This window comes from Nocardioides sp. P5_E3 (assembly GCF_054049275.1).
Window position 1 is genome coordinate 135,362 of the sequence record NZ_JBFUMR010000005.1, and the last position, 24,724, is coordinate 160,085.

At 72.4% G+C, this 24,724-nt stretch carries 26 protein-coding genes and 1 tRNA gene; 13 read left to right on the top strand and 14 right to left on the bottom strand.

The features are described from left to right. Window positions 1–61: 61 nt before the first annotated feature. Window positions 62–814 carry an SDR family NAD(P)-dependent oxidoreductase gene (locus ACXJKB_RS04575; protein ID WP_457185845.1) on the bottom strand — a complete coding sequence of 251 codons (753 nt, stop codon included), beginning with the start codon at window positions 812–814 and terminating at the stop codon, window positions 62–64. Window positions 815–839: 25 nt separating this feature from the next. On the opposite strand from ACXJKB_RS04575, the gene ACXJKB_RS04580 reads away from it, so the two are divergent. The 4 genes from ACXJKB_RS04580 (at window position 840) to ACXJKB_RS04595 (ending at window position 4,047) form a co-directional block, all read left to right on the top strand. After that, the gene (locus ACXJKB_RS04580) at window positions 840–1,733 is read left to right on the top strand and encodes an RNase H family protein (RefSeq protein WP_457185847.1); all 894 of its coding nucleotides are present in this window, start codon (window positions 840–842) and stop codon (window positions 1,731–1,733) included. 71 nt (window positions 1,734–1,804) lie between these two features. Next, the gene (locus ACXJKB_RS04585) at window positions 1,805–2,176 is read left to right on the top strand and encodes a hypothetical protein (RefSeq protein ID WP_457185849.1); all 372 of its coding nucleotides are present in this window, start codon (window positions 1,805–1,807) and stop codon (window positions 2,174–2,176) included. Between the two features lie 96 nt (window positions 2,177–2,272). Then, window positions 2,273–3,529: a D-inositol-3-phosphate glycosyltransferase gene (mshA, locus tag ACXJKB_RS04590; protein ID WP_457185851.1), complete on the top strand. Its 1,257-nt coding sequence runs from the start codon at window positions 2,273–2,275 to the stop codon at window positions 3,527–3,529. After that, window positions 3,526–4,047, top strand: a complete 522-nt coding sequence (locus tag ACXJKB_RS04595) for a YbjN domain-containing protein (RefSeq protein ID WP_457185853.1) — start codon at window positions 3,526–3,528, stop codon at window positions 4,045–4,047. Before mshA ends, ACXJKB_RS04595 begins: the two co-directional genes overlap by 4 nt. A 158-nt stretch (window positions 4,048–4,205) precedes the next feature. Here ACXJKB_RS04595 and ACXJKB_RS04600 read toward each other — a convergent pair whose 3' ends face one another. The 3 genes from ACXJKB_RS04600 to ACXJKB_RS04610 all read right to left on the bottom strand — a co-directional run bounded on the left by ACXJKB_RS04600 (window position 4,206) and on the right by ACXJKB_RS04610 (window position 7,241). Then, on the bottom strand, window positions 4,206–5,123 hold the full coding sequence (locus ACXJKB_RS04600; protein ID WP_457185855.1) for a DMT family transporter: 918 nt from the start codon (window positions 5,121–5,123) through the stop codon (window positions 4,206–4,208). Window positions 5,124–5,263: 140 nt separating this feature from the next. After that, window positions 5,264–5,941 (bottom strand): response regulator transcription factor, encoded by a 678-nt coding sequence (locus tag ACXJKB_RS04605; RefSeq protein ID WP_300049600.1) that lies wholly within the window; start codon window positions 5,939–5,941, stop codon window positions 5,264–5,266. Window positions 5,942–6,008: 67 nt separating this feature from the next. Then, window positions 6,009–7,241 carry a sensor histidine kinase gene (locus ACXJKB_RS04610; RefSeq protein WP_457185857.1) on the bottom strand — a complete coding sequence of 411 codons (1,233 nt, stop codon included), beginning with the start codon at window positions 7,239–7,241 and terminating at the stop codon, window positions 6,009–6,011. A gap of 120 nt (window positions 7,242–7,361) precedes the next feature. Here ACXJKB_RS04610 and phoU point away from each other — a divergent pair, with 120 nt between their 5' ends. Next, complete coding sequence (gene phoU, locus ACXJKB_RS04615; protein ID WP_300049603.1) at window positions 7,362–8,012, top strand: phosphate signaling complex protein PhoU; 651 nt, start codon at window positions 7,362–7,364, stop codon at window positions 8,010–8,012. Between the two features lie 94 nt (window positions 8,013–8,106). Here the strand turns inward: phoU and ACXJKB_RS04620 are convergent, their stop codons facing one another. The 3 genes from ACXJKB_RS04620 to ACXJKB_RS04630 are packed head-to-tail and all read right to left on the bottom strand — an operon-like array spanning window position 8,107 to window position 10,064. After that, window positions 8,107–8,850 (bottom strand): phosphoglyceromutase, encoded by a 744-nt coding sequence (locus ACXJKB_RS04620; protein WP_457185859.1) that lies wholly within the window; start codon window positions 8,848–8,850, stop codon window positions 8,107–8,109. Beyond that, entirely contained in the window at window positions 8,847–9,332 is a 486-nt protein-coding gene (locus ACXJKB_RS04625; protein WP_457185861.1) for a hypothetical protein, read from the bottom strand. The genes ACXJKB_RS04620 and ACXJKB_RS04625 overlap by 4 nt, the downstream gene beginning before the upstream one ends. Window positions 9,333–9,353: 21 nt before the next feature. Next, complete coding sequence (locus ACXJKB_RS04630; RefSeq protein ID WP_457185863.1) at window positions 9,354–10,064, bottom strand: UbiA family prenyltransferase; 711 nt, start codon at window positions 10,062–10,064, stop codon at window positions 9,354–9,356. 157 nt (window positions 10,065–10,221) lie between these two features. Here ACXJKB_RS04630 and ACXJKB_RS04635 point away from each other — a divergent pair, with 157 nt between their 5' ends. Both ACXJKB_RS04635 and ACXJKB_RS04640 read left to right on the top strand, forming a co-directional pair. Continuing rightward, window positions 10,222–10,707: a CarD family transcriptional regulator gene (locus ACXJKB_RS04635; RefSeq protein WP_191194532.1), complete on the top strand. Its 486-nt coding sequence runs from the start codon at window positions 10,222–10,224 to the stop codon at window positions 10,705–10,707. 2 nt (window positions 10,708–10,709) lie between these two features. Next, window positions 10,710–11,303, top strand: coding sequence for a 2-C-methyl-D-erythritol 4-phosphate cytidylyltransferase (locus tag ACXJKB_RS04640; protein ID WP_457185865.1), 594 nt, complete (start codon window positions 10,710–10,712; stop codon window positions 11,301–11,303). On the opposite strand, the gene ACXJKB_RS04645 is transcribed toward ACXJKB_RS04640, so the two are convergent. After that, window positions 11,284–11,967: an IspD/TarI family cytidylyltransferase gene (locus ACXJKB_RS04645; protein ID WP_457185867.1), complete on the bottom strand. Its 684-nt coding sequence runs from the start codon at window positions 11,965–11,967 to the stop codon at window positions 11,284–11,286. The two genes, ACXJKB_RS04640 and ACXJKB_RS04645, sit on opposite strands and share 20 nt — an antisense overlap. Before the next feature lie 10 nt (window positions 11,968–11,977). Then, window positions 11,978–12,463 carry a 2-C-methyl-D-erythritol 2,4-cyclodiphosphate synthase gene (gene ispF, locus ACXJKB_RS04650; protein ID WP_457185869.1) on the bottom strand — a complete coding sequence of 162 codons (486 nt, stop codon included), beginning with the start codon at window positions 12,461–12,463 and terminating at the stop codon, window positions 11,978–11,980. Between the two features lie 37 nt (window positions 12,464–12,500). Here ispF and ACXJKB_RS04655 point away from each other — a divergent pair, with 37 nt between their 5' ends. Then, window positions 12,501–14,018 (top strand): molybdopterin-dependent oxidoreductase, encoded by a 1,518-nt coding sequence (locus ACXJKB_RS04655; protein ID WP_457185871.1) that lies wholly within the window; start codon window positions 12,501–12,503, stop codon window positions 14,016–14,018. Between the two features lie 50 nt (window positions 14,019–14,068). Here ACXJKB_RS04655 and ACXJKB_RS04660 read toward each other — a convergent pair whose 3' ends face one another. Next, complete coding sequence (locus ACXJKB_RS04660; RefSeq protein ID WP_457185873.1) at window positions 14,069–15,271, bottom strand: peptidase C39 family protein; 1,203 nt, start codon at window positions 15,269–15,271, stop codon at window positions 14,069–14,071. 110 nt (window positions 15,272–15,381) lie between these two features. Between ACXJKB_RS04660 and cysS the strand changes: the two genes are divergently transcribed. The 3 genes from cysS to ACXJKB_RS04675 are packed head-to-tail and all read left to right on the top strand — an operon-like array spanning window position 15,382 to window position 19,278. Then, entirely contained in the window at window positions 15,382–16,797 is a 1,416-nt protein-coding gene (gene cysS / locus ACXJKB_RS04665) for a cysteine--tRNA ligase (RefSeq protein ID WP_457185875.1), read from the top strand. A gap of 1 nt (window position 16,798) precedes the next feature. Then, the gene (gene rlmB / locus ACXJKB_RS04670; RefSeq protein ID WP_457185877.1) at window positions 16,799–17,755 is read left to right on the top strand and encodes a 23S rRNA (guanosine(2251)-2'-O)-methyltransferase RlmB; all 957 of its coding nucleotides are present in this window, start codon (window positions 16,799–16,801) and stop codon (window positions 17,753–17,755) included. A gap of 2 nt (window positions 17,756–17,757) precedes the next feature. Next, window positions 17,758–19,278 (top strand): metallophosphoesterase, encoded by a 1,521-nt coding sequence (locus ACXJKB_RS04675; protein WP_457185879.1) that lies wholly within the window; start codon window positions 17,758–17,760, stop codon window positions 19,276–19,278. Here ACXJKB_RS04675 and ACXJKB_RS04680 read toward each other — a convergent pair. Then, complete coding sequence (locus ACXJKB_RS04680) at window positions 19,262–20,470, bottom strand: DUF4032 domain-containing protein (protein WP_457185881.1); 1,209 nt, start codon at window positions 20,468–20,470, stop codon at window positions 19,262–19,264. The two genes, ACXJKB_RS04675 and ACXJKB_RS04680, sit on opposite strands and share 17 nt — an antisense overlap. A 63-nt stretch (window positions 20,471–20,533) precedes the next feature. Next, complete coding sequence (locus ACXJKB_RS04685) at window positions 20,534–22,375, bottom strand: glycoside hydrolase family 13 protein (RefSeq protein ID WP_457185883.1); 1,842 nt, start codon at window positions 22,373–22,375, stop codon at window positions 20,534–20,536. Between the two features lie 49 nt (window positions 22,376–22,424). Here ACXJKB_RS04685 and ACXJKB_RS04690 point away from each other — a divergent pair. Then, window positions 22,425–22,496: transfer RNA gene (locus ACXJKB_RS04690), tRNA-Thr, on the top strand. Window positions 22,497–22,528: 32 nt separating this feature from the next. Further along, window positions 22,529–22,930 carry an HNH endonuclease gene (locus ACXJKB_RS04695; protein ID WP_457185885.1) on the top strand — a complete coding sequence of 134 codons (402 nt, stop codon included), beginning with the start codon at window positions 22,529–22,531 and terminating at the stop codon, window positions 22,928–22,930. Here the strand turns inward: ACXJKB_RS04695 and pdxY are convergent. Continuing rightward, the gene (pdxY, locus tag ACXJKB_RS04700; RefSeq protein WP_457185887.1) at window positions 22,927–23,790 is read right to left on the bottom strand and encodes a pyridoxal kinase PdxY; all 864 of its coding nucleotides are present in this window, start codon (window positions 23,788–23,790) and stop codon (window positions 22,927–22,929) included. The genes ACXJKB_RS04695 and pdxY overlap by 4 nt on opposite strands. Before the next feature lie 106 nt (window positions 23,791–23,896). Then, window positions 23,897–24,658 (bottom strand): dioxygenase family protein, encoded by a 762-nt coding sequence (locus tag ACXJKB_RS04705; protein ID WP_457185889.1) that lies wholly within the window; start codon window positions 24,656–24,658, stop codon window positions 23,897–23,899. Window positions 24,659–24,724: the final 66 nt, after the last annotated feature.

The following is a 24,724-nucleotide window of genomic DNA, read 5'->3' on the forward strand; positions in this document are numbered from 1 at the left end:
ACACGCCCGCGCCCGCCGCCGTCTCGCCTGCTGCGCAGGCGTCCGGCGACGGGCCCGGGCGTCAGGAGCGGTGGACCTTGTGTGCCGCAGCCTGGGCACGCGGCTTGATCACCAGCTCGTCGATGTCGACGTGCGAGGGCCGGGTGGCCACCCACGTGATGGCGTCGGCGACGTCCTCGGCCAGCAGCGGCTGGTCGACGCCGGCGTACACCGCGTCGGCCTTCTCCTGGTCGCCGTCGAAGCGCACGAGCGAGAACTCGTCGGTCCGGACCATCCCGGGGGCGACCTCGCTGATGCGCACCGGCTCGCCGTTGAGCTCGAGCCGCAGCGTCTCGGTCACCACCTTCACGCCGTGCTTGGCGGCGGTGTAGCCCGCGCCGCCCTCGTAGGCCCAGCGCCCGGCCGTCGACCCGACGTTGACGATCACCGCGTCGCCGCTGGCGCGGAGGGCGGGCAGCAGCGCCTTGGTCACCCGGACGAGGCCGAGGACGTTCACGTCGTACATCCAGCGCCAGGCGTCGAGGTCGGCCCCGTCGACCCGGTCGACCCCGACGGCGCCGCCGGCATTGTTGACCAGCACGTGGCAGGCCGGCACCGCCGCGGCGAGCGCGTCGACCGACGCCTGGTCGGTGATGTCGCACGTGATGGCCTCGCCCCCGATCTCGGCGGCGAGGTCCTCGATGCGATCGGTGCGGCGGGCGGCGCAGACGACGCGGAAGCCCGCCGCCGCCAGGGCGCGGGCCGTCGCGGCACCGATGCCGCTCGAGGCCCCGGTCACGACGGCGGTGCGGGGCTGGGTGCTGTCAGTGCTCATACGGCCATCCTGCCAAGATGTGCCCGTGATCTTCGCGGCGGCCGACGGTTCGGCACTCGGCAACCCCGGCCCTGCCGGCTGGGCGTGGTACGTCGACGACGACTGCTGGGCGTCCGGCGGCTGGCCGCGCGGCACCAACAACATGGGCGAGCTGATGGCGGTCCTCGACCTCCTCCAGCAGACGGCCCACGTCGACGACGACCTGCACGTGTTCTGCGACAGCAAGTACGTCATCGACTCCGTCACCAAGTGGATGCCGGGCTGGAAGCGCAAGGGCTGGAAGAAGAGCGACGGCAAGCCGGTGCTCAACGTCGAGCTGATGAAGGCCCTCGACGCCGCCATGGACGGCCGGCGCGACAGGGTCCGCTTCGAGTGGGTCAAGGGCCACGCCGGCCACGAGCTCAACGAGGCGGCCGACAAGCGCGCCAACGCCGCTGCGTCGGCCTACCAGCGCGGTGTGGAGCCCGATGCCGGGCCGGGCTTCGCCGGCAGCAGCACCGCCCACCCCGCCGCGACGGTCGGGCAGGTCGAGCAGGAGCCCGACCTGTTCAGCGACCTCGCCGACCAGGCCGGGCAGGTGGAGTCGACCGCCGAGGAGCACGTCGTCGCGATGGAGCGGGCGCTGCTGAGCGACGAGGTGCGCGGCGACCGGGCCGCCGTCGCGGCCCTGCTCCACCCGCAGTGGCAGGAGGTCGGGCGCTCGGGTCGGTTGTGGACCCGCGACGACCTGCTCGCCCAGGTCGGCCCGATCGAGCCGGTGAGCCTCGACGTGGTGTCGGTCGAGCGGGTCGACCGCGACACGATCCTGCTCCTCTGGCGCGCGCTGGCCGACGAGCGGTCGACGCTGCGCAGCAGCCTCTGGGTGCGCGCCGGCGGACCGTGGCAGCAGCGCTTCCACCAGGGCACCGACGAGCCCTGAGGGACCGGCCCGAGGGTCTGCTCGACGGCCCCAGGACCGCCCATCGGGGTGAGACGTGGCACACTCGCCCGATGCCTCCTGCGAAGCTCGCTGCGTCGCTCGCTGTCCTGGGCGGCGTGCTGTGGATCCTGCACGCGCTGCTCGGCGGCGGCGACGGTTCCGTCCTCGACGTCCTGCACGTCATCGGCCTCGCGTGCCTGATGGCAGCGTCTGCCGTCTTCGGAACCACGCTCGTGAAGGGTGACGCCGTGGCCGTGCGCGCCGTCGTCGGCGTCGCGTCCGCCCTCCTGGCGCTGTCGGTCATCGAGGCGTTCCGGCCCGACGGCGCGTCCTGGTACGACGGCTTCTGGGGCGTCGTGGCGGTGGTCCTCGGCGGGCTCGCGCTCGCACGCGGCCGGGGCCGCTCGGCCAGCCGTCGCCCGGCCGGCGCCCACGCCCGCTGACCCGCGGGAATCCACGAGGGAATCCCAGCGGACCTCCCGGGGTTGTGCCTGAGGTGCCCTGACCAGGGCACGCAGTCGAGGTCTCGAGGAGGCAACGTGGGCGAGCGGGTCGCGATGATCAGCCTGCACACCTCACCGCTGGACCAGCCCGGGACGGGCGACGCCGGCGGGATGAACGTCTACGTCATCGAGCTCTCGCGACGCCTGGCCGCCCAGGGCATCGCGGTCGACGTCTTCACGCGGGCCACCTCCTCGTCCCTCCCACAGGTCGTCGAGGCCGCCGACGGCGTGCTCGTGCGCCACGTCGCCGCCGGCCCGTTCGAGGGGCTCACCAAGGGCGAGCTGCCCGGTCAGCTGTGCACCTTCGCGCGCGAGGTGCTGCGCACGGAGGCGATGCAGCCCCTGGGGCACTACGACGCTGTCCACTCCCACTACTGGCTCTCCGGCCAGGTCGGCGCGCTCGCCCGGGACCGGTGGAACGTCCCCCTCGTGCACTCGATGCACACCATGGCCAAGGTCAAGAACGAGGCGCTGGCCGACGGCGACACCCCGGAGCCCGTGTCCCGCGTGATCGGCGAGGAGCAGGTGGTGGAGGCCGCCGACCTCCTCGTCGCCAACACCGACACCGAGGCCCGCCAGCTCATCGACCTCTACGACGCCTGCCCCGACGCCGTCGAGGTGATCCACCCCGGCGTCGACCTCTCGGTCTTCGCCCCGCGCGGCCGGGCGGCGGCCCGCCGCGAGCTCGGCCTGCCCGAGGACGCGGCCGTGCTCCTGTTCGCCGGCCGGATCCAGCCCCTCAAGGCACCCGACGTGCTGCTCCGCTCGGTCGCGGTGCTGCTCGAGCAGGACCCGTCCCTGCGGCACCGGCTCGTCGTACCCGTGGTGGGCGGACCGTCCGGCTCCGGGCTCGAGCACCCCACGGCCCTGGCCGACCTGGCGACCGACCTCGGCATCGACGACGTGGTGCGGTTCGTCCCGCCGGTCAGCCAGGCCGAGCTGGCCGTGTGGACGTCGGCCGCCACCGCGGTGGCGGTCCCGTCGTACAACGAGTCGTTCGGCCTCGTCGCCGTCGAGGCCCAGGCGACCGGCACCCCGGTGGTGGCCGCCGCGGTCGGCGGTCTCACCACGGTGGTGCGCGACGGGGTGAGCGGCATCCTCGTCGACACCCACGAGCCCCGTGACTGGGCCGCCGTCCTGCGCCGCCTGATCGACGACCCGGAGCTGGTCGAGCGGCTCGGCCGCGGCGCCGTGGCCCACGCGCAGGACTTCTCGTGGGAGCGCACCGCCGCCCGCACGCTCGACGCCTACGAGCGTGCCAGCGGGCGCATGCGTGCTGAGATGGCCTCATGAGCGCCCCGTCCCCGTCTGCCACCGCGACGGCCGTCGACGCCGTCCGCGACTACCTCGTCGCCAACGAGATCGAGCACGACGAGACCGCCCGCGAGGGCGTCGAGGGAGCGCGTTTCTCGCTGACGCTGCCGGGGGAGAAGAAGCTCCAGACGCCCGTGCGCCTCGACGTCGGCGCCCACGCGCTGGGCGTGCACGCCTTCGTGTGCCGCAACCCCGACGAGAACCACGCGCGGGTCCACCGCTGGCTGCTGGAGCGCAACCTCAGGATGTACGCCGTCTCGTTCGCCGTCGACCGCCACGGCGACATCTACCTCGAGGCGCGGCTGCCACTGGCCTCGGTCGACCCCGACGAGCTCGACCGCATCCTCGGCTCCGTGCTCGCGAACGCCGACGAGTCGTTCAACGCGATCCTGGAGCTCGGGTTCGCCACGTCCATCCGCAAGGAGTGGGAGTGGCGGATCTCCCGCGGCGAGTCGACCCGCAACCTCGAGGCGTTCCGCGGCTGGCTCGAGGCCTAGCGCGTGTCCCTCAAGTCCATGGCCTGCTGCGCGGCGTCATGAACGCACGCTGGCTGCGTTGTCGTCAGTCGCCATGGCTCCGCCATGTCTCCCTCCTCCGCCTTGCCATCGCACGTCCCTGACGCCGCTCGCAACGGCCGAGACTTGGGAGACACGCCCTAGCGCGCCACCCGCGGCTTCCGGCGCGTCATCAGCACGCCGACGATGGCCAGCGCGCCGCCGACGAAGCTCAGGGTCGGCGGCACCTCGTTGATGGTCAGCCACGCCACGAGCGTGGCGATGCCCGGCACGAGGAACGTCGTCAGCGACAGGGCTCCGGCGTCGGTGTGGGTGAGCGCGTAGGCCCACGTCGTGAAGGCGACGGCGGTGGGGAACACGCCCAGGTAGACGATCCACCACAGCTCGGCGCCCCCGTTGGCGACGATGCCCGGGAGGTCGCTGGAGAAGGGCAGGCAGATGAGCGCGCCCATCATGAACGAGACGAACACGACCTGCACGGACGGCAGCCGGCGCAGCAGGACCTTCTGGGTCAGCACCCCGACGGCGTACATCACCGCCGCGACGAGCACGAGGCCCACTCCGAGGAGGCTGGCGTCGGCGTCGGTCGAGGACCCACGGGCGATGACCGCGACGCCGGCGAAGCCGACGAGCATGCCACCGAGCAGCCACCCGTGCATCCGCTCGCCGAACAGCGGGACCGCGAGCAGGGCGACGATGACCGGGCCGATCTGGATGATCATCGCGGCGGTGCCCGCGTCGACGTGGCGCTCACCGGCGTTGAGGGCCAGGTTGTAGATGCCGAACCAGCCGATGCCGCCGGCCGCCAGCAGGGTCCACTCACGCCGGGTGGGGCGCACCCAGCCGCGGCGCAGCACCAGCGGCAGCACCACCAGCGCGGCGACCAGCAGGCGACCCGATCCGAGCGCGCCGGGGCTGACGTCGTGCGCCACGTGCCGGATCACCACGAACGCCGACGCCCACATGACCAGCGTGACGGCGCCGGCGGCGACCGGCAGCCACGGGGCGGGGGAGGTCGTGGTGGGCTCGCTCGCGGCGGTCGGGGTCGTGGTCGTCACAAGTCAAGGCTAGGTACGGTCATGACTGGCCGCCAGCGCTTTTCGGACGTCGTACGCCGACATCCCGTCACCCCTCAGAGATCGGAGATCTCGACACGTCCCTCGCTGCCCAGCGCGGCGGGCTTGACTCTTCCCTTCGGTCAGAGGTCCAGCTTGTAGCCCAGGCCGCGGACGGTGACGAGGTACTTCGGCTCGCCCGGGTCGGGCTCGAGCTTGGCGCGGAGCCGCTTGACGTGCACGTCGAGCGTCTTGGTGTCGCCGACGTAGTCCGAGCCCCACACGCGGTCGATCAGCTGGCCCCGGGTGAGCACGCGGCCGGGGTTGCGCAGGAACATCTCGAGCAGCTCGAACTCCTTGAGCGGCAGCCGCTGCTCGGTCCCGTCGACGGTGACGACGTGGCGCTCGACGTCCATCCGGACCGGGCCGGCCTCGAGGGTGTCGGGCATCAGGTCGGGCTCGTGGCCGCGACGCAGCACGGCGCGGATGCGGGCGACCAGCTCGCGCGGCGAGTAGGGCTTGGTGACGTAGTCGTCGGCGCCGAGCTCGAGCCCCACGACCTTGTCGACCTCGTCGTCCTTGGCGCTGACCATGATCACCGGGACCGACGACGTCTGGCGGATCTGCCGGCAGACCTCCGTGCCGGGGATCCCGGGGAGCATCAGGTCGAGCAGGACGATGTCGGGACCGAAGCGGTCGAACTCCGTGAGGGCGGTGTTGCCGTCGGCGGCGATCGCCACCTCGTAGCCCTCCTTGCGGAGCATGTAGGCGAGGGCGTCGCTGTAGCTCTCTTCGTCCTCGACGACGAGTACGCGGGTCATGCGGGGTCCCCTCGATGTTGTTCGGCGGAGGAGCGAAGCGGGGGAGGCGAAGAACATCGAGGGGTGCTCATCTATTGGTCTCCTGCTGTGCTCTGCGTGGTCCGGGATCGGTGCCGGCGGAGGGCCGCACGGGGGCGACGACCTCGACCGGGGTGGTGGTGCTGCCGGTGCCCGGGGCGGGCTCCGAGCCGCGGGGGAGCGTGAGGGTGAAGGTCGAGCCCTGTCCCTGCACCGACCACACGGCGATGTCRCCTCCGTGGGTGGCCGCGACGTGCTTGACGATCGAGAGGCCGAGGCCGGTGCCTCCCGTCGAGCGGTGGCGCGCGGGGTCGACGCGGTAGAAGCGCTCGAAGATGCGGTCGATGTCGCCGGCCGGGATGCCGATGCCCTGGTCGACCACCGAGATCTGGACGTGGTTGCCCTCGGACCGGGTCGTGACGACCACGCGCGAGCCTGCGTTGGAATAGGCGACCGCGTTGGCGACGAGGTTGCTGATCGCGGCGCCGATCTGCTCCTGGGACCCGAAGACCTCCAGGTCCGGCTCGCCGCGGGACTCCACGGTGATCTGCTTGGCGGCCGCCTCCATGGCGCTGGTGTCGACGGCGGTCGCGACCGCGGCGTCGAGGTCGACCATGACGGGCCGCTCGAGCGGGTCGTGGCCCTGCAGCCGGGACAGCTCGATGATCTGCTGCACGAGCTTGGAGAGCCGGTCGCTCTCGGTGAGCATCCGCCCGGCGAAGCGCTGGACGGCCTCGGGGTCGTCGGCCGCGTCGGTGACGGCCTCGGCGAGCAGGCGGATCGCGCCGACCGGGGTCTTGAGCTCGTGGCTGACGTTGGCCACGAAGTCACGGCGGACGGCCTCCACGCGGCGCTCGCGGGTGCGGTCCTCGACGAGCGCCAGCACCAGCCGGGCTCCGAGCGGCGCCACCCGCGCGGTCAGCGTGCGGGTGAACCCGCCGTCGAGCGCGGGCATGTCGATGTCGCTCTCGCGGATCTGCCCGTCGCGTCGCACCTGCGCGATGAGGTCGAGCAGCTCGGGCAGCAGGACGATGTTGCCGCGCACCAGCCCGAAGGCGTACGCCGGCGCCGAGGCCTTGAGGACGTGGTCGGACTCGTCGACCACCACGGCGCTGGAGCGCAGGATGCTCAGGACGGCCGCGACGCCCGCCTGGACGACGGGCGGCTCCGCCTCGGGAGCCGTGTGGCGCTGCCGGTCGCTGATGTGCCACGCGAGGACCGCGCCGCCCGCCACGATGGCCCCGACGAGCGCAGCCAAGGCAGCCTGCGTCGTCGGATCCACGCTCACATCGTACGCACCGCGGACGTGCGTCCTGACCGGATGGACGGGCGGCACGCAGTGTTCACCCCTCGTTCATCGACCACGCACATCTGTTCGCTTCGGCTGCCTACAGTGCCCGACATGCGTGAGGCTTTCCATGACCAGCTCGACGGCATCTTCGCCGACCTGTCCGACATCTGCGGACAGGTCGAGATCGCCGTACGCGAGGCCACCAAGGCGCTGCTGAGCGGCGACGTGCACACCGCGGACCAGGTGATCAGCAACGACAAGGCGATCGACGCGGCCCGCGAACGGGTCGACGACACCGCGTTCGCGCTGCTCTCGCTGCAGCAGCCGGTGGCCGGCGACCTGCGGATGATCGTCTCCGCGCTGCGCATGGTCAGCGAGCTCGAGCGGATGGGTGACCTCTCGGTCCACGTCGCGAAGATCGCCCGCCTGCGCGTGCCGTCGGTCGCTGTGCCCGACGAGCTGCGCCCGACCATGGAGCAGATGGCCCGCACGGCCGAGGACATGGTGCGTCGGGTGCGGGACATCATCGTGGACCGCGACGTCGAGGCGGCCATCGAGCTCGGCCGCGACGACGAGGTGATGGACCAGCTGCGGCGCCGCAGCTTCACCGAGCTGCTGTCGACCGACTGGCAGCACGGCGTCGAGGCCGCGGTCGACATCGCCCTGCTCGGCCGCTACTACGAGCGGATCGCCGACCACGCCGTCTCGGTCGCCAACCGGGTCGTCTTCGTCGTCACCGGCGACCTGCCCCCGCGCGACTGACGTACGCCGCTGCTTCCGCTCCGTGGAGCGGTGCCGGACCCACATTCCGGAGGCCCGGGACGTGGGTGGGCCACCGCTCCGGCGGAGGAAGCTGTCAGCGACCCTGGTTGGCGACGGCTGCGGCAGCGGCCGCGGCCGCCTCGGGGTCGAGGTACTCGCCGCCGGAGACGGTGGGACGCATGTCCTCGTCGAGGCGGTAGACCAGCGGCATGCCCGTGGGGATGTTGAGGCCGGCGATGTCCTCGTCGCTGATCTGGTCGAGGTGCTTGACCAGGGCGCGGAGGCTGTTGCCGTGGGCGGCCACGAGGACGGTCCGGCCGGTCTGGAGGTCCGGCACGATCTCGGCCTCCCAGTAGGGGAGGAAGCGGGCGATGACGTCCTTGAGGCACTCGGTGCGCGGCAGCTCGTCACCGAGGTCGGCGTAGCGCGGGTCGGCGGCCTGCGAGAACTCCGAGGAGTCGTCGAGCGGCGGCGGCGGGGTGTCGAACGAGCGGCGCCAGAGCATGAACTGCTCCTCGCCGTACTCCTCGAGCGTCTGCTTCTTGTCCTTGCCCTGGAGTGCACCGTAGTGGCGCTCGTTGAGGCGCCACGAGCGCTTCACCGGGATCCAGTGGCGGTCGGCGGCGTCGAGGGAGAGGTGGGCGGTGGTGATCGCCCGGCGCTGCAGCGAGGTGTGCACGATGTCGGGCAGCAGCCCGGCCTCGACCAGGAGCTCGCCCCCGCGGACCGCCTCGGCACGGCCCTTCTCGGTGAGGTCGACGTCGACCCAGCCGGTGAAGAGGTTCTTGGCGTTCCACTCGCTCTCGCCGTGGCGGAGCAGGACGAGCGTGTGTGTCATGAGGCGTCCATGCCTTCCCAGTAGCCGAAGTCGTCGGGGACGACGGGGACGTTGAGCGAGACGCGCTCGCCGTTGCCGAAGTCGACGGACAGCGCGAGGAAGTCGCCCGCGGCGAAGTCGCCGGTCAGGACGATGTCGGCCGGCGGCTCGGCCAGGTTGACCAGGCCGGCGGCCGGGACGACAACGGGCTCGAACTCGGCGGCCTCGACGGTCGTGCCGTCACTGCCGGGGTCACCGCCGGAGATGCCGGTGAGGCTCTGCTCGTCGACGTTGTCGTTGTTGGACAGCGAGGCCACGAAGGTGCCGGACCCCTCGGCGCTGGAGACCACCACGGCGGAGAGCAGGTCGACCACGCCCTCGCGGTTGTTGGCCCCGCCGGCGGGGGTGTAGTCGCGCTCGGTGGCGTAGCTGAACCCGCACGAGGTCAACGGAACGGCGAGAGCGACGACCGCGGCGGCAGTCGCGAGGGATCGGAGTCGCATGGCCGACAGCCTAGCGTCGACTCAGGTCAGTCCGACGGTCCGCCCTGCGATCAGGATCGCGGCGACGACGAGGCCCGTCCACACGCCCGCCAGCAGCAGGAGGCGAGGGGTGCCGGTGCGCAGTGCCACCAGCATCGGGAACGACTTCTCRCCCTCCTCGTGGTCGTGCACCAGGCCCGGCAGCGCGAGGAGCACGTGGACGCCGAGCCCCAGCGCTGCCGCCAGGGCGACCATCACCGGCGTGGGCGGCGTCGGGGAGCCGACCCCGCCCCAGCCGCCGTACGCCAGGAACGCGGGGTAGAGCGCGAAGCTCGCCATCCACGGCACGAACGACAGCGCCCGTGCGTGCAGCAACCGGTCGCCGACCGCGGAGACCACGAGGAGCGCGAGGTAGGTCGCCCCGGCGCGGCGCCCGTTGGCCACGGCAAGGGGTACGACGAGCAGGAACGCGCACGTGAGCGCGAACCACACCGTGCCGGGGTCGAGCCGGCCCGAGGCCAGCGGCTTGTCGGGCCTTCGTCGGGCGTCGCGCTCCCGGTCGGAGAGGTCGTCGGCCCAGCCCAGCAGCGACTGGCCGACCAGCACGGTGACGGCGACGAGGCCGACCTCGCGCAGCGGTCGTCCGGCGACGGCGGCGGCGGTGCCCAGCGCGGCCGCCGTCACGAGCGCCTGGCGCGGGTGGGCTGCCCGGACGAGGAGCAGCGACGGGGTCGTTGCAAGGGCCCGAGGCATGGGCCGCAGTATGGCCCAGGGGTGGGTCGACAGGGGGCTCGCACCACAGCAACGGGTGACTTGTCAAGCCCGCATAGGGCCTCTGACCTGCACAAACGCGGCTGGAGGTACCTCGAACCCGTGTTAGAATGTTCACCTAGGAAGGGGAACTGAACATATGACTTTCACCGTTGGCGAAACGGTCGTCTATCCCAATCACGGGGCCGCTGTCATCGAGGAGATCGAGACGCGGACGATCAAGGGAGAGGACCGCGAGTACCTCGTCCTCCGGATCGTCGCCCAGCAGGACCTGGTCGTGCGCGTCCCGGCCTGCAACCTCGATCTGGTCGGCGTCCGCGACGTCGTCGACAAGGAGGGCCTCGACCGTGTGTTCGACGTGCTGCGTGCAGCCCACGTCGAGGAGCCGACCAACTGGTCGCGCCGCTACAAGGCCAACTTGGAGAAGCTCCACTCCGGTGACGTGATGAAGGTGTCGGAGGTCGTGCGCGACCTGTGGCGCCGCGAGCGTGACCGTGGGCTCTCCGCGGGCGAGAAGCGGATGCTCGCGAAGGCACGGCAGATCCTGGTCTCCGAGCTCGCGCTCGCTGAGAAGACCAACGAGGACAAGGCCGAGGCCATGCTCGACGAGGTGCTCGCCTCCTGAGCGTGGACGACGCTGGCCGAGGCCCCTGGGACGACGTTCCCCGGGGCCTCGGTCTCGTTCTGGACGAGGACCGCGGCGCCCTGCCCTACGCACTGATCCACGGTGAGGCGCTGGTGGCCTGCGCCGCCTGGGCGCTGGGCGAGTCCGGGGTGGACATCCTCGACGCGTCCGTCTCGTGGGAGGGACTCGTCGAGTCCGAGGAGGACCTGGTCCTCCACGACGCCCTGTGCCCGATGACGCCGCCGGCCTTCATCGCCTCCTGCCTCGAGCACGCCCGTGGGACCGGGCGCCCCGTCGTGGGTGTGCGCCCGGTGACCGACACCGTCAAGGTGGTCGCCGACGGCGCGGCCGGACAGGTCGTGGGAGAGACGCTCGACCGCGACGCCCTGGTGGCCGTCGCCTCGCCCCTCGTCGTCCCGGCCGCCGTGCTGGCATCGCTGCCGCGGTGGCCGTCGACCGACCTCGCCAGGGCGGTCGCCGACCTGGCAGCCGCCGGTCACGCGGTCGAGACGCTCGAGGCGCCACCGGAGGGTCGGCGGGTGTCCTCGCCCGACGACGTACGCCTCCTCGACGCGCTCACGGCCCCGTTGGGCTGAGCTCGTCGGCCAGCCTCACGTCCTCGGGGAAGGTGACCTTGAGGTTGAGCGGGCTGCCGGGGACGGCCGCGACCTCGACGTCGCGGTAGGCCGCGACGCACGCCGAGGTGTCGGTGCCCTCGAAGCCGTCGGCCGACGCTGCCCGGTAGGCCGCCAGCACGTCGCGGGCGCGGAAGGCCTGCGGTGTCTGCACGCCGCCCACCCGCTCGCCGACGAGCCGCTGGTCCTTGGTCAGCAGGTGGGTCACCGGGACCACCGGGATCGCTCCGCCCACCTCGCGGGCGGCGGTGACCACCGCTTCCCACAGGGGACGCCCCGCCAGCGGCCGGGCGCCGTCGTGGACGACCACCACGTCGACCTCGCCCGACTCGACGTCGGGGGCGAGCACCCGCAGCGCGGCCCACTCCGAGGCGTGCCTCGTCGCGCCACCGTCGACGACCAGCACCTCCTGGTCGCCGAGGTGGGGCGCGACGGCCGACTCGATCGCCGAGCGGTCCTCGGGGCGCACGACGAGCACGAGGCGGCGTACGTCGGGCAGCGCGAGCGCGTCGCGGACCGACCACACCAGCACGGGGACGCCCCGCAGCGGCAGCAGGACCTTGTTGACCTCGGCACCGACCCGGCTGCCCGATCCGGCGGCGAGGATGACGACAGCAGTCGACACGCTGGCCGCCTCAGCGGGTGAGGAGCGCGGTGGCGATCGCCGCCACGCCCTCGCCGCGGCCGGTGAGGCCGAGGCCGTCGGTGGTGGTGGCGGACAGGCTCACCGGGGCCTCGAGAGCGGCGGTCAGGGCGGCGACTGCCTCGTCCCGGCGCGGGCCGAGCCGGGGGACGTTGCCGATGACCTGCACGGCGACGTTGCCGATCTCCCACCCCGCGGCCCGTACCCGGCGGGCCGTCTCCTCCAGCAGCGCGGCGCCCGACGCCCCGGCCCACTCGGGCGCGGAGGTGCCGAAGTTGCTGCCCAGGTCACCGAGCCCGGCGGCGGAGAACAGTGCGTCGCACGCGGCATGGGCGGCGACGTCGGCGTCGGAGTGACCCTCGAGCCCGGCCGGCTCGTCCGGCCACGCCAGGCCGGCGAGGTGCATGGGAACGCCGGCGACGAGGCGGTGCACGTCGGTGCCGATGCCGATGCGGGGGGTGGGGAAGGGGGAGGTCACGTCGGCATCATGCCGGACCGCCCGTCACAATGGACCCGTGACCGCTCGCCGTGCTCCCTGGGTGCTCGCCGGAGTGCTGGCCGGTCTCGCCGGCCTGGCGACCAGCTATGCGACCGCCATGGTCCTCACCATCCGGGACGCGCCCGTGGTGGCGGTGGCGGAGGTGGTCATCCGGCTCACGCCCGGACCGATCGCCGAGCGGGCCATCTCGGTCCTCGGCCACTTCGACAAGCCGTTCCTCGTCGGCGTCGTCCTCTTCCTCCTCCTGGGCTGCTTCGCGCTGGCGGGGCTGCTGGCCCGCGGCGGCTGGTACCGGCCGCTGTTCGTCTGGTTCCCGCTCGCCGGCGTGGGCCTGGCCGCCGTCCTGAGCCAGCGGGGTGCCGGTGCGGTCGACACCCTGCCGGTCGCCGTCGGCCTGCTCACCTGGGTGGCGCTGCACTCCGCGCTCACCGACGCCCTCGAGCGGGGGCGGGGCCGGCCCGACCTGGAGTCGCGCGAGCGACGCGTCTTCCTCATGGTCGCCGGTGCCGTGGCGGTCGCCGCGATCGGCATCGCGGTCGCCGGGCGACTGGTGGGAGCAGGTCGCCGGCACGTCGAGGTCAGCCGGCGGCTGCTCCGCATCCCCGGCGTCACCCGGCGCCAGGCGCCCGCGAGCACCTCGGTCGGCCTGGCCGGCATCACGCCGTGGGAGACGCCCAACGAGGACTTCTACCTGATCGACACGACCATCGCGAAGCCAACCATCGAGCCGGAGGAGTGGTCGCTGCGCATCCACGGCATGGTCGACCGCGAGCTGACCCTCAGCTTCTCCGACCTGGTCTCCCGCCGGATGACGCAGTCGTGGATCACGCTGAACTGCGTGAGCAACGAGGTCGGCGGCGGGCTGGTGGGCAACGCCCGCTGGAGCGGCATCCGCATCGCCGACCTGCTCGCCGRCCTCGGCGTCTCCGACGACGCCGACTGCGTGCTCCAGACCTCGCACGACGGCTGGACCTGCGCGACCCCGCTCGAGGCCCTCACCGACGACCGCGACGCCATGCTCGCGGTGGCGATGAACGGCCGCCCGCTGCCCATCGAGCACGGCTTCCCCGTCCGCACGATCGTGCCGGGCCTCTACGGCTACGTCTCGGCCACCAAGTGGGTCGTCGACCTCGAGGTGAGCACGTTCGCCGAGTCGACCGGCTACTGGACGACGAAGGGCTGGTCCGCCGAGGGGCCGGTGAAGATCGCCTCGCGGATCGACGTCCCGCGCTCCGGGGACGACGTCGCGGCCGGCCCCGTGTCCTTCGGGGGCGTGGCCTGGCACCAGCACACCGGCATCGACCACGTCGAGGTCCAGGTCGACGGCGGCGAGTGGATCCGCGCCGCTCTCGGCGGGGTGCCGTCGGTGGACACCTGGGTGCAGTGGGCCGTGACGATCGACGTGCCGGAGGGCGACCACGAGGTCCGGGTCCGGGCGACCGGCAAGGACGGCGAGACCCAGACCAGCGTCGTACGGTCCCCGGACCCGGACGGTGCGACGGGCTGGCACGCGGTCGAGTTCAGCGCCGGCTGACGACCGGGGGACGCCGGCTCTCGCTCAGGGCAGGCCCGGGTTCCCCGATGTCAGCTGTTGCGGACGACGTACGCCGTCCCGCCGGAGGCGGCGATCCAGATCCGCTCGAACTGCGCCCGGTCGTAGACGCGGCGCACGTCGGCGTTGGTCGCACCGGCGGGGTCGTTGACCACGACGTCGCCGTCGGCCTCGAAGCCGACGACGACCAGCAGGTGGCCGTTGCTGGCGGAGATGGGTGCGCCGGTGAGCTGGTTGCGCCCGAAGGCGATCGAGACGATGAGCGGCACCCCGGCGACGATGTAGTCCTCGGCCTCGCGCAGGTCGCGCATCCGGGTGACGTAGGAGTCGCCGCCGGCGAGCGTGGCGGCGTAGGCGGTGTTGAAGGCCCAGTTGCCGGTGCCGCGATAGCCGTTGTCGTAGACCATCTTGGCGGTGTGGTCGACGACGGCGTCGGTGTGACCGGCCGTGATGCCGGTGGGGGTCGGGGAGATGCCGTGGTAGGCGAGCACCATCGCCAGCGACGTGGGGGAGCACCACGCCTCGCCGCCACCGCCCCAGGCGGGATAGTGGCCGCTGTGGACCATCTGGGAGTACGTCGGCACGGGCAGGACGGTGCCCGCCGCAGGCCCGGGCTGCGAGGTGGCACGCGGCGCCGAGGCGTCGGCGGAGGCGACGGCGCCGACCCGCTCGAGGCTGACGGCCTTGCTCGACCCCTTCGGCCGCATCAGGGTGATGCGCAGCTGGTACGCCGTCACGGCGGAGGTGGCGAACCAGGTGTCGGCGCTGACCCGGCCGAGGTCGTCGGTCTGGCCGGAGTAGGTGGTGCGGGGCACGGGGCGGTTGGTGCGCGCCCAGTCGGCCACCGTGTCCCAGGTGCCGGTGCGGCCGGTGGCGTCCTGCGCCCGCAGCTCCACGCGCACCAGGGTGCGGCCGGGGGTGGTGGCCTCCCACGACGGGATGATCGCGGTGGCGCCGAAGCCGGGCGTGGCCCACGGGGACGTCCAGGTGCCCGCCTCGTAGGACCTGCCCGCGACGGTGCGGGGCTTGGCCTTCAGCAGGGAGACCTGGCCGCGGCCCAGCTTGATGCCCTTGCGCTGGCCGGCCTTGAAGTCGGCGTAGCTGCTCCACGACGTGAGGTCGACCTGCGGCGTCGCGCGCTTCCGGGCCGCGGGCTCCTCGGTGGCGCCCGCCACGGGGGCGAAGGTGGTGGCCAGCAGCAGGGGAAGGGCGAGGACCGCGAGACATCGGAGCACCGGTCGACGATAACCCGGAAAGTCCCACACGTCTCAGGAGTCACATCCCTCGGCCGGCGGCGCCGCTCGCCGAAGCCGGAGGATCGGACCGCTCGCCCTAGACTTGCCCGGTGACCCTGAGGCTCCACGACACCGCGACGCGCGAGACCCGCGACTTCGTCCCGCTCACCCCGGGACGGGTCGGCATCTACGTATGTGGGCTGACCGTGCAGTCGGAGCCTCACGTCGGGCACGTGCGCTCGGCGGTCAACTTCGACGTGCTCCGCCGCTGGCTCGCCGTCACCGGCCACCAGGTCGACTTCATCCGCAACGTCACCGACATCGACGACAAGATCCTCGCCAAGTCCGCCGAGCAGGGCGTGCACTGGTACGCCCTCGCGTCGGCGATGAAGCGCGAGCTCGACGCCGCCCTCGGCGCGATCAACGTGCTGCCGCCGACCTACGAGCCGGGCGCCACCGGCCACGTCCCGGAGATCGTCGAGCTCATCGAGCAGCTCATCGCCCGCGGCCACGCCTATGCCGCCGAGGACGGCAGCGGCGACGTCTACTTCGACGTCCGCAGCTGGGCGTCCTACGGCGAGCTGACCCGCCAGCGCGTGGAGGACATGGAGCGCGCCGGCGACGCCGACCCGCGGGGCAAGCGCGACCCCCGCGACTTCGCTCTCTGGAAGGGGTGGAAGAAGGAGTCCGAGCCACAGACCGCCTCCTGGCCCTCCCCGTGGGGCCCCGGCCGCCCCGGCTGGCACATCGAGTGCTCGGCGATGGCCGGCAAGTACCTCGGCCCCGCCTTCGACATCCACGGCGGCGGCGTCGACCTGCGCTTCCCCCACCACGAGAACGAGCAGGCCCAGTCGCGTGCCGCCGGCCGCCCGTTCGCGTCGTACTGGCTGCACAACGCCTGGATCACCACCGCCGGCGAGAAGATGAGCAAGTCGCTGGGCAACTCGATGCTCATCCCGTCGGTGCTCGAGCGCGTGCGCGGCATCGAGCTGCGCTACTACATCGTGGCGGCCCACTACCGCTCGCACGTCGAGTTCAGCTTCGAGGCGCTCGAGGAGTCGGCCAAGGCGTTCCGCCGCCTCGAGGACTTCCTCGACCGCGCCGCTCCCGTCGTCGGCTCGTGGTTCGCCTCGATGCCCGACGCCTTCCGCGAGGCGATGGACGACGATCTCGGCACGCCCGCCGCGGTGGCGGTCATCCACGACTCGGTCCGCGAGGGCAACCGGCTGCTGGCTGACGGGCCGTCCGACGAGCTCAGCCAGAAGTTCGGCGAGGTGGTCGCGATGCTCGACGTGCTGGGGCTCAACCCCGCCGACCCCGCGTGGGCCACCGGCGGCTCCGACGACCGACTGACCGAGGTCGTCGACGCGCTGGTGAAGGGACTGCTCGAGGAGAGGACGGCGGCGCGCGAGGCCAAGGACTGGGCTCGCGCCGACGCCATCCGCGACCGGATCAAGGCGGCCGGCTTGGAGATCGAAGACACCTCGACCGGCCCACGGTGGACGATTGTTTTGGGGAGCGTGTGACATGGCCGGCAATTCGAAGCGCAAGGGCGCGATCAAGAAGACGGGCAAGGGCAACCCGACCGCCGGCTCGGGCGGACGGGTCCGCCGGGGGCTCGAGGGCAGGGGCCCGACGCCCAAGGCCAAGGACCGGCCCTACCACCAGGCGCACAAGGCGGCCAAGCGCGCGGAGCGCGACAAGACCACGCGGCCCAAGCGGCGTACGACCGCCGAGGCCGAGTGGGCCGCCGGTCGCAACTCGGTCGTGGAGCTGCTGCAGGCCGGCGTGCCGGTCACGGGGGTCTACGTCGCCGAGGGCACCGAGCGTGACGGCCGGATGCGCGAGGCGTTCAAGCTCGCCGCCGAGCAGGGGCTGACCCTGCTCGAGGTCACCCGCAACGAGATGGACCGGATGACCGGCGGGGCCGTCCACCAGGGCCTCGCCGCACGGCTGCCCGCCTACGAGTACGCCCACGCCGACGACCTGCTCGAGCGGGCATCCGAGGCGAAGGAGCCGGCGCTGGTCGTCGCCCTCGACTCGGTCACCGACCCGCGCAACCTCGGCGCGGTCGTCCGCTCCGCGGCGGGCTTCGGCGCCCACGGCGTGCTGATCCCCGAGCGCCGGGCCGCCGGCATGACGGCCTCGGCCTGGAAGACCAGCGCGGGCGCCGCCGCGCGGCTCCCGATCGCCCAGACGGTCAACCTGACCCGCCAGCTCAAGGCCTACCAGGACGCCGGCTGCATGGTCGTCGGCCTGGCGGCCGACGGTGACATCTCGCTGCCCGAGCTGGTCGCACCCGGTGGCCTCGCCGAGGGCCCGCTGGTGGTCGTCGTCGGGTCCGAGGGCAAGGGCCTCGGCCGGCTCGTCGCCGAGACCTGCGACCAGATCGTCTCGATCCCGATGGCCGGTCAGCTCGAGTCGCTCAACGCCGGCGTGGCCGCCTCGGTCGCCCTCTACGCGATTTCGCAGGCCCGCTCGTAACGATGGGATCCACCCCGCGGCGGCTGCTCGTCGGTGCCGTGCTGCTCGTGGGCAGCGTGGCTCTCGGGCTCGCCGTGGCGGTGTCGCTGTTCCTCAACAGCAGCCGGACCGTGGTTCTGGTCGGTCACGACACCGTCGTACGCCCCACGCTGGCGCGCGACGCCGTGGTCGAGACCGGGCCGCTGCTGCCAGACCTGCGCTTCCGCGACATCGGCCCGCTCGGCGTCACGTTGACGCTCGGCAAGACCGAGGTCGGGTCGATCGAGGAGCTGGTCCAGCGCTACGCATTGATCGCGAGCGACCCGACCGTGCCGGCCGAGAAGGTGCAGGACGTCGTCCTCGACATGGCGCTCTCGGCTGCCCTCCGCGGCCTGGCGGTCGGGTTGCTGCCGGTCGCGGTCTTCCTGCTCCTGGGCCGGCACCGGCGCGGCGAGCTCTTCCGGGGGCTCGGGACGAGGCAGGGCCTGCTCGCCCTGGTGCTGCTGCTGGCGCTCCCGCTCCTCGTGTGGCAGCCGTGGGAGAGCGAGGAGGAGACCCAGGAGGACCAAGGGAGCTGGCAGACGCTGGCCGACCTGGCCGGCCCCGACGTCGAGCTGCCCGAGGAGGTCCGCGACATCGAGGTGCGCACCGGGCCGGTCACCACGCAGAGCAAGCGGCTGGTGCTGAGCGCCGTGGACACCTACGACAAGAGCAAGGAGTTCTACTCCACCGCAGCGGAGGCGGCCGCAGACCTGACCGATCAGGGCCTCCGCACGCCCGAGGAGGACGAGACCGTCGCCCTGCTGGTCAGCGACCGGCACGACAACATCGGGATGGACCGGGTGGCTCGCGCCATCGGCGAGGCCGCCGGGGCGAGCGTCGTGCTCGACGCGGGCGACGACACCTCGACCGGCCAGCCCTGGGAGGCCTTCAGCCTCGACTCGCTCCAGGCGGCGTTCGACGACTGGGACCGCTTCGGGGTCGCGGGCAACCACGACCACGGCACGTTCGTCAGCACCTACCTCGCCGACCTCGGGTGGACCATGCTCGACGGGGAGGTGGTCGACGCCCCGTGGGGCGGCACCCTCCTCGGCGTCGACGACCCGCGCAGCAGCGGGCTCGGCAGCTGGCGCGACGAGTCGGGGCTGAGCTTCGCCGAGGTGGGCGACCGGCTCGCCGATGGCGCCTGCGCCGCCGCTGAGGACGGCGAGCGGATCAGCACCATGCTGGTCCACGACGCCAACCTCGGTCGCGAGGCGCTCGCCCGCGGCTGCGTGGACCTCGTGGTCGGCGGCCACACGCACGTGCAGAACGGTCCGGATGCCGTGGACGGCGAGGACGACGCGACCGGCTACACCTGGACCAACGGCACGACCGGCGGGGCGGCGTACGCCTTCGCGCTGGGCAGCAAGCCGCGCCGGGACGCCGAGGTCAGCCTCGTGACGTACGCCGACGGGCGACCGGTCGGGCTGCAGTGGGTGCGGCTGCGCACCAACGGCACGTGGCAGGTCGGCGACTGGGAGCCCGTCACACCTGGCCCGTGATCGCCTCGTCGGGCTTGGCGGTGAGGAAACGGTCGATGTAGTCGCGCGCGGTCGCGTGGATGTTGACCTCGTGGCCGGCCTGCTCCGAGAGGTACCAGCGGTGCTCCAGGATCTCGTGGAAGATCTCGGCCGGCTCGAGCTTGCCGGTGGCGTCGGGCGGGATCATCGCCATGATCGGCTCGAAGATCTCGTGCATCCAGCGGCTCGCGACGACGTGGCGGTCCTCGCGGCCGAGGTCGTAGTGGGCGGCGAACGACGCGACGTCGTTGAGGATGCGGCGGGCCTGGTTGTCCTCGACGGTCATGCCGGTGAGGTCGCGCAGCTCGCGGGTGTGGTGGCCGAGGTCGACGACCTTGGGCTGGATGCGGATCGTGTCGCCGCCCAGGTCGGTGACGATGTCGAGCTCGTCGACGTCGAAGCCGAGGTCGTTGAGCCGCTCCACGCGGCGCTCGATCCGCCACATCTCGTCGGCGCCGAACTCCTCGAGGTCGGTCAGCTCGCGCCACAGCGCCTCGTAGCGTGAGCGCAGGTGCTCGATGATCGCGAAGCCGTCGATGGGGCGCTGGACCGCGCCGCTCGCGCTGAGGTCCATCAGCTCGGCGAAGATGTTCTCGCAGCCCACGGTGATGTCGTACTCCCGCAGCCGGTCGCCGACGGCCTCGTGCAGCTCGCCGGTCTCGGCGTCCACGAGGTAGGCGGCCAGTGCCCCGGCGTCGCGGCGGAAGAGCACGTTGGACAGCGAGACGTCGCCCCAGTAGAAGCCGGCGAGGTGCAGCCGGACCAGCAGCACGACGATCGCGTCGATGAGCGTGGGCACGTGCTCGGCGTCCATCCCGCGGCTGAAGAGGCTGCGGTAGGGCAGCGAGAACCGGAGGTGGTGGGTGATCAGCGCCGCGGGCAGGTCCTCGCCCTCGCGGCTCTCGCGGCCGGTGACGACGCCCTGCGGCACGACCGACGGCATCCCCATCCGCTGGAGGTCGCGCAGCATCCGGTACTCCCGGAAGGCGATGTCGTCGTTGGTCTCCTTGACGGCGTAGACGCTGCTGCCGAGCCGCACGATGCGCACCACGTGGCGCGAGAGGCCGCGCGGCAGCGGGACGACGACGTCGTCCGGCCACTCCTCCAGCGGGAGGTGCCAGGGCAGGCGGAGGATGGCCGGGTCCGGCCGGCTGGCGACGATCCGCATGGCCATGGTCGCGACCCTAGCCGCGCACGAGGTGCGAGGGCGAGGTGTGGGGTGTCGGGCCGGGACCGGCTACGCGGTGATCTCCCAGACGTCGAGTCGCGAACCTGCCGACGCCGCGACCTCCACGCCGTCGGCGCCAGTGGCGAGGTCGGCGCCGCCCGGCTCGGACCCGAAGAGGTGCCGGCCCGGCCCGACCGGCAGCGTGAACGCGCCGCCCGCAGCGCGGCGCGCGACCACGAGCACGGTCTGGTCGGGGTGCTCGCGGAGGTAGGCGATGGTGTCGGTGTCGACATGGGCCCAGCGCAGCCCGCCACGGCGCAGCGCCGGGTGCTCCCGCCGCAGCCGCGCCAGGTCGGCGTACGTCGTGAGCGTCTGCTCGTCCCACTCCTCGCGGCGGTGCCACGGCATCGGGCGGCGGGCGTCCTCGCCGTTGACGCCCTCGAGCCCGATCTCGTCCCCCGCGAAGATCATCGGGACGCCGGGCATCGTGAACTGCAGCCCGGCGGCGACGCGGTGGACGGCAGCGTCCCCGCCGACGAGGGTGCGGATGCGGGCGGAGTCGTGGGAGCCGAGGATGTTCCAGCTCGACGCGGTGGCGCGCCAGCCGAGTGCGCCCTGCCAGGCCCGGAACGTCTCGACGACGGGACCGCCCCCGCGACGCGGGACCGGCACCGGTCGGCCGAACGGGCGCGCCGGCGACCCGGGATCGCGCAGCCACGACCACACCGGCCACGAGAAGCCTGAGTAGTTCATCGTGCCGTGCCAGCCGTCGCCGTCGACGTCGCCGCTGGCGTCGTGGTTGTGCTCGCCGATGACCCACGGGTCGTCGTGCAGCGCGGCCGCCGTGGCCCGCACGGTGCGGGCGACCTCGTGGGCCACGTCGATGGCACCGAGCCGGCCGGTCATGTTGGCGACGTCGATGCGCCACCCGTCGACGGCGTAGGGCGGCTGGAGCCAGCGACCGACCACGGAGTTGGGTCCGTCGACCATCGCGTGGCGGACGTCGAGGTTGGCGTGGTTGATCTTGGGCAGCGTGCCGTGGCCCATCCAGTTGGCGTAGGTGCCGTCGTCGCCGAAGTAGTAGAACGAGCGGTGCGGGTCGCGCGCGTCGTCGACCGCGCAGAGGAACCACTCGTGGGTGTCCCCAGTGTGGTTGGTGGTCAGGTCGCCCAGGATCCGCCAGCCCCGCTCGTGGACGGCCGCGCTCAGCCGGGCGTACGCCTCGCTGCCGCCGAGCAGCTCGTCGACCTCCGTGAAGGTGGTCGCGTTGTAGCGGTGGTTGCTCTCGCCGGGGAAGACCGGCGTCGTGTAGAGCACGTCGGCCCCGACCGCGGCGACGTGGTCGAGGTGCTCGGTGATGCCGTCCAGGTCGCCGCCGTAGAGCTGCATCGGCGTGCGCGGGTCGCGGCCCTCGAAGACGACCTCGTCGTCCCACTCCGCCGGCAGCGCCCAGTCCGGGACCTCCCGCTCGTCGGCCGCGGCCGAGCGCGCGAAGCGGTCGGGGAAGACCTGGTAGACGACGCCGTCACGACCCCAGTCGGGTGCGGGCGGGTGGGCGGCCAGCCGGAAGTCGACGGCGTCCGGCAGGTCGTGGCCCACCAGACCGGCGCCGGTCAGCCACTCCTGCTCGCCCTCACCGTCGGCAAGGGCGCGCACGAGGAGGAAGCGGTAGTGCGTGACCGGGTTGTGCACCGGCAGCTCGCCCTCCCACCACACCACGTCGCCGGTGGTGGTCGACGTCGTCGGGTGGAAGACCGGCTCGGCGTCGTACGTCGTCCGCAGCCAGACCGCCTCGACCGGGTCGGTCGCGCTCGTGCGGACGCGCACGGTGACGGTCGCGCCGAGCTCCGGTGCCTCGTCGGAGACGTAGAGCGGGGACCCGTCGTGGTGGGGGTCGTGGAGGAGGCTCACGGGCCACATCCTCCCTCACCTAGGATGGCCGCCGCGCCCTCGGGCGCACGCCGCGTTAGCTCAGGGGTAGAGCACCAATCTTGTAAATTGGGTTGCGAGAGTTCGAATCTCTCACGCGGCTCGGATGTCGGTGGCGAGGCCTAGCGTCGCGACATGAGCTGCCTCGGGTGCGGCGCGACCCTGACCAAGCGCCACCAGAAGTCCTTCTGCAGCAACCGGTGCCAGAGGGCGATGGAGCGCCAGCGCAACATCGCCCGCTGGCTGGAGACCGGGGTCGCCCAGCCAGGCAGCGGCGTCGGCCACTACGTGCGGTTCTACCTGCTCGAGGTGCAGGGCAGTGCCTGCGCGATCTGCGGCTGCCCGACGACGTGGCAGGGGCAGGAGCTCCGACTCGTCCTCGACCACGCCGACGGAGACGCCAGCAACAACCAGCGCGCGAACCTGAGGCTGGTGTGTCCCAACTGCGACTCCCAGCTGCCGACCTTCAAGGCACGCAACAGGGGCCGCGGGAGGGCGTGGCGGCGGCAGCGCTACGCCGACGGCAGGTCCTACTAGCGGACCTGCTGCACCGCGAACTCGTTGGCCGGCGAGGCGATGGCGTCCTGGGCGGCGATCAGCCGGAGCTCGCGCTCGCCGGAGTCGAGGGTCTCCTTGAGGACGGCGAACACCGAGGACGCGGTCCGGGCGAGGGCGTCGGCGGGGGAGCCGGTCGTGCGCAGGTGTGCGGTGAACAGGGCGGCGGTGATGTCGCCGGAGCCGTTGGCCTTCATCGGCAGGCGCGGGGTGGTGACGAGCCAGGCGCCGTCGGCGGTGACGGCGAGCATCTCGATGACGTCGTCGTCCGCACCCTCGCGGTCGACCGACGTGACCAGCACGGTCGACGGGCCGAGACCCCGCACCTCGTCCACGGCGGACAGGATGTCGTCGAGCGACGAGGGACCGCTCAGGCCGTCACGGTCGGTGATGAAGCCGAGCTCGAACTGGTTGGGCGTCAGCACGTCGGCGACCGGGATCACCGTCGAGCGGTACTTCGGCGGGATCGCCGGGTTCACGAAGCAGCCCGATGTGGCGTTGCCCATGACCGGGTCGCAGGTGTACGTCGCGTCGGGGTTGGCCGCCTTCACCTGCGCCACCGCGTCGGCGATCACGTCGGCGATCTCCGGGGAGCCCTGGTAGCCCGAGAGGATCGCGTCGCACGTCTCGAACGCGCCCCGCTCGCCGATCCCGGTGATCACCGCGGCGACGTCCTCCGCTGCGATCAGCGGCCCGCGCCAGGCGCCGTACCCGGTGTGGTTGGAGAAGTTCACCGTCAGGACGGGCCACACCTCGTGGCCGAGGCGCTGGAGCGGGAAGACGGCAGCGGAGTTGCCGACGTGGCCGTAGGCGACGTGGGACTGGATCGAGAGGACGCGCACGCACCGACTTTAGCCGGGTCTCGGTACCCGCCGTCGCGGCCTCGTTCCTCGGCCGCGGGCGCACTCGACCTCGCCTGATCTCGGTCGCCTCGTCCCTCGGCGCCCGTCAGGCCACCTGGAGCGACCTCTTCGACAGACCCATCCAGTAGCCGTCGATGACCTGGATGCCCGGCTCGTCGGCGGTCGTCGCCGCGCCGAGGGTCACGAACAGCGGTGTGTAGTGCTCGACGGTCGGGTGGGCGTACGGCATGCCGGGCGCCTTCGACCTGTAGGCGGACAGCGTGTCGACGTCCCCGCGGGCGAGGGCGTCGGCCGCCCAGAGGTCGAAGTCCACCGACCAGCCGGGAGCGGCGGCCTCGATGCGGAACTCCTTGAGGAAGGGCAGGCCGTGGGTGAGGAAGCCCGAGCCGATGATGAGCACGCCCTCCTCGCGCAGTGGACGCAGCCGCTCGCCGAGCTTCATCAGGCGGTGCGGGTCGTCGGTCGGGAGCGACATCTGGAGCACGGGGATGTCGGCCTCGGGGTACATGATCTTCAGCGGCACCCACGCGCCGTGGTCGAGCCCGCGCGACACGTGCTGGTGCACGGGCTCGCCGCTCGGCATCATCGCCGCGACGCGCTGGGCCAGCGCCGTGGCGTCAGGGGTCTCGTAGGTCATCTGGTAGTACCTCGGCGCGAACCCGCCGAAGTCGTAGACCAGGGGAGCGCCGCTCGCGGTCAGGCTCACCGGCGCCGACTCCCAGTGCGCCGAGACGATGAGGATCGCCTTCGGGCGCGGCAGGTCCTTCGCCCACGCCGCGAGCTGGCCGGACCAGATCGGGTCGTCGAGCAGCGGCGGCGCACCGTGGCCGATATACAGGGCAGGCATGGGAGTGGTCATGACGTCCTCAATAGTTGTTGGTTCAACTATATTCCCGCGGTAGTCCAGTGGCAA

What these genes read in the sequence shown, in the direction of transcription:
- ACXJKB_RS04575 (WP_457185845.1), bottom strand. Translation starts at nt 814, where the DNA reads ATGAGCACTGACAGCACCCAGCCCCGCACCGCCGTCGTGACCGGGGCC.
- ACXJKB_RS04585 (WP_457185849.1), top strand. Translation starts at nt 1,805, where the DNA reads ATGCCTCCTGCGAAGCTCGCTGCGTCGCTCGCTGTCCTGGGCGGCGTG.
- ACXJKB_RS04595 (WP_457185853.1), top strand. Translation starts at nt 3,526, where the DNA reads ATGAGCGCCCCGTCCCCGTCTGCCACCGCGACGGCCGTCGACGCCGTC.
- ACXJKB_RS04605 (WP_300049600.1), bottom strand. Translation starts at nt 5,941, where the DNA reads ATGACCCGCGTACTCGTCGTCGAGGACGAAGAGAGCTACAGCGACGCC.
- phoU (WP_300049603.1), top strand. Translation starts at nt 7,362, where the DNA reads ATGCGTGAGGCTTTCCATGACCAGCTCGACGGCATCTTCGCCGACCTG.
- ACXJKB_RS04620 (WP_457185859.1), bottom strand. Translation starts at nt 8,850, where the DNA reads ATGACACACACGCTCGTCCTGCTCCGCCACGGCGAGAGCGAGTGGAAC.
- ACXJKB_RS04625 (WP_457185861.1), bottom strand. Translation starts at nt 9,332, where the DNA reads ATGCGACTCCGATCCCTCGCGACTGCCGCCGCGGTCGTCGCTCTCGCC.
- ACXJKB_RS04635 (WP_191194532.1), top strand. Translation starts at nt 10,222, where the DNA reads ATGACTTTCACCGTTGGCGAAACGGTCGTCTATCCCAATCACGGGGCC.
- rlmB (WP_457185877.1), top strand. Translation starts at nt 16,799, where the DNA reads ATGGCCGGCAATTCGAAGCGCAAGGGCGCGATCAAGAAGACGGGCAAG.
- ACXJKB_RS04675 (WP_457185879.1), top strand. Translation starts at nt 17,758, where the DNA reads ATGGGATCCACCCCGCGGCGGCTGCTCGTCGGTGCCGTGCTGCTCGTG.
- ACXJKB_RS04680 (WP_457185881.1), bottom strand. Translation starts at nt 20,470, where the DNA reads ATGGCCATGCGGATCGTCGCCAGCCGGCCGGACCCGGCCATCCTCCGC.
- ACXJKB_RS04695 (WP_457185885.1), top strand. Translation starts at nt 22,529, where the DNA reads ATGAGCTGCCTCGGGTGCGGCGCGACCCTGACCAAGCGCCACCAGAAG.
- ACXJKB_RS04705 (WP_457185889.1), bottom strand. Translation starts at nt 24,658, where the DNA reads ATGCCTGCCCTGTATATCGGCCACGGTGCGCCGCCGCTGCTCGACGAC.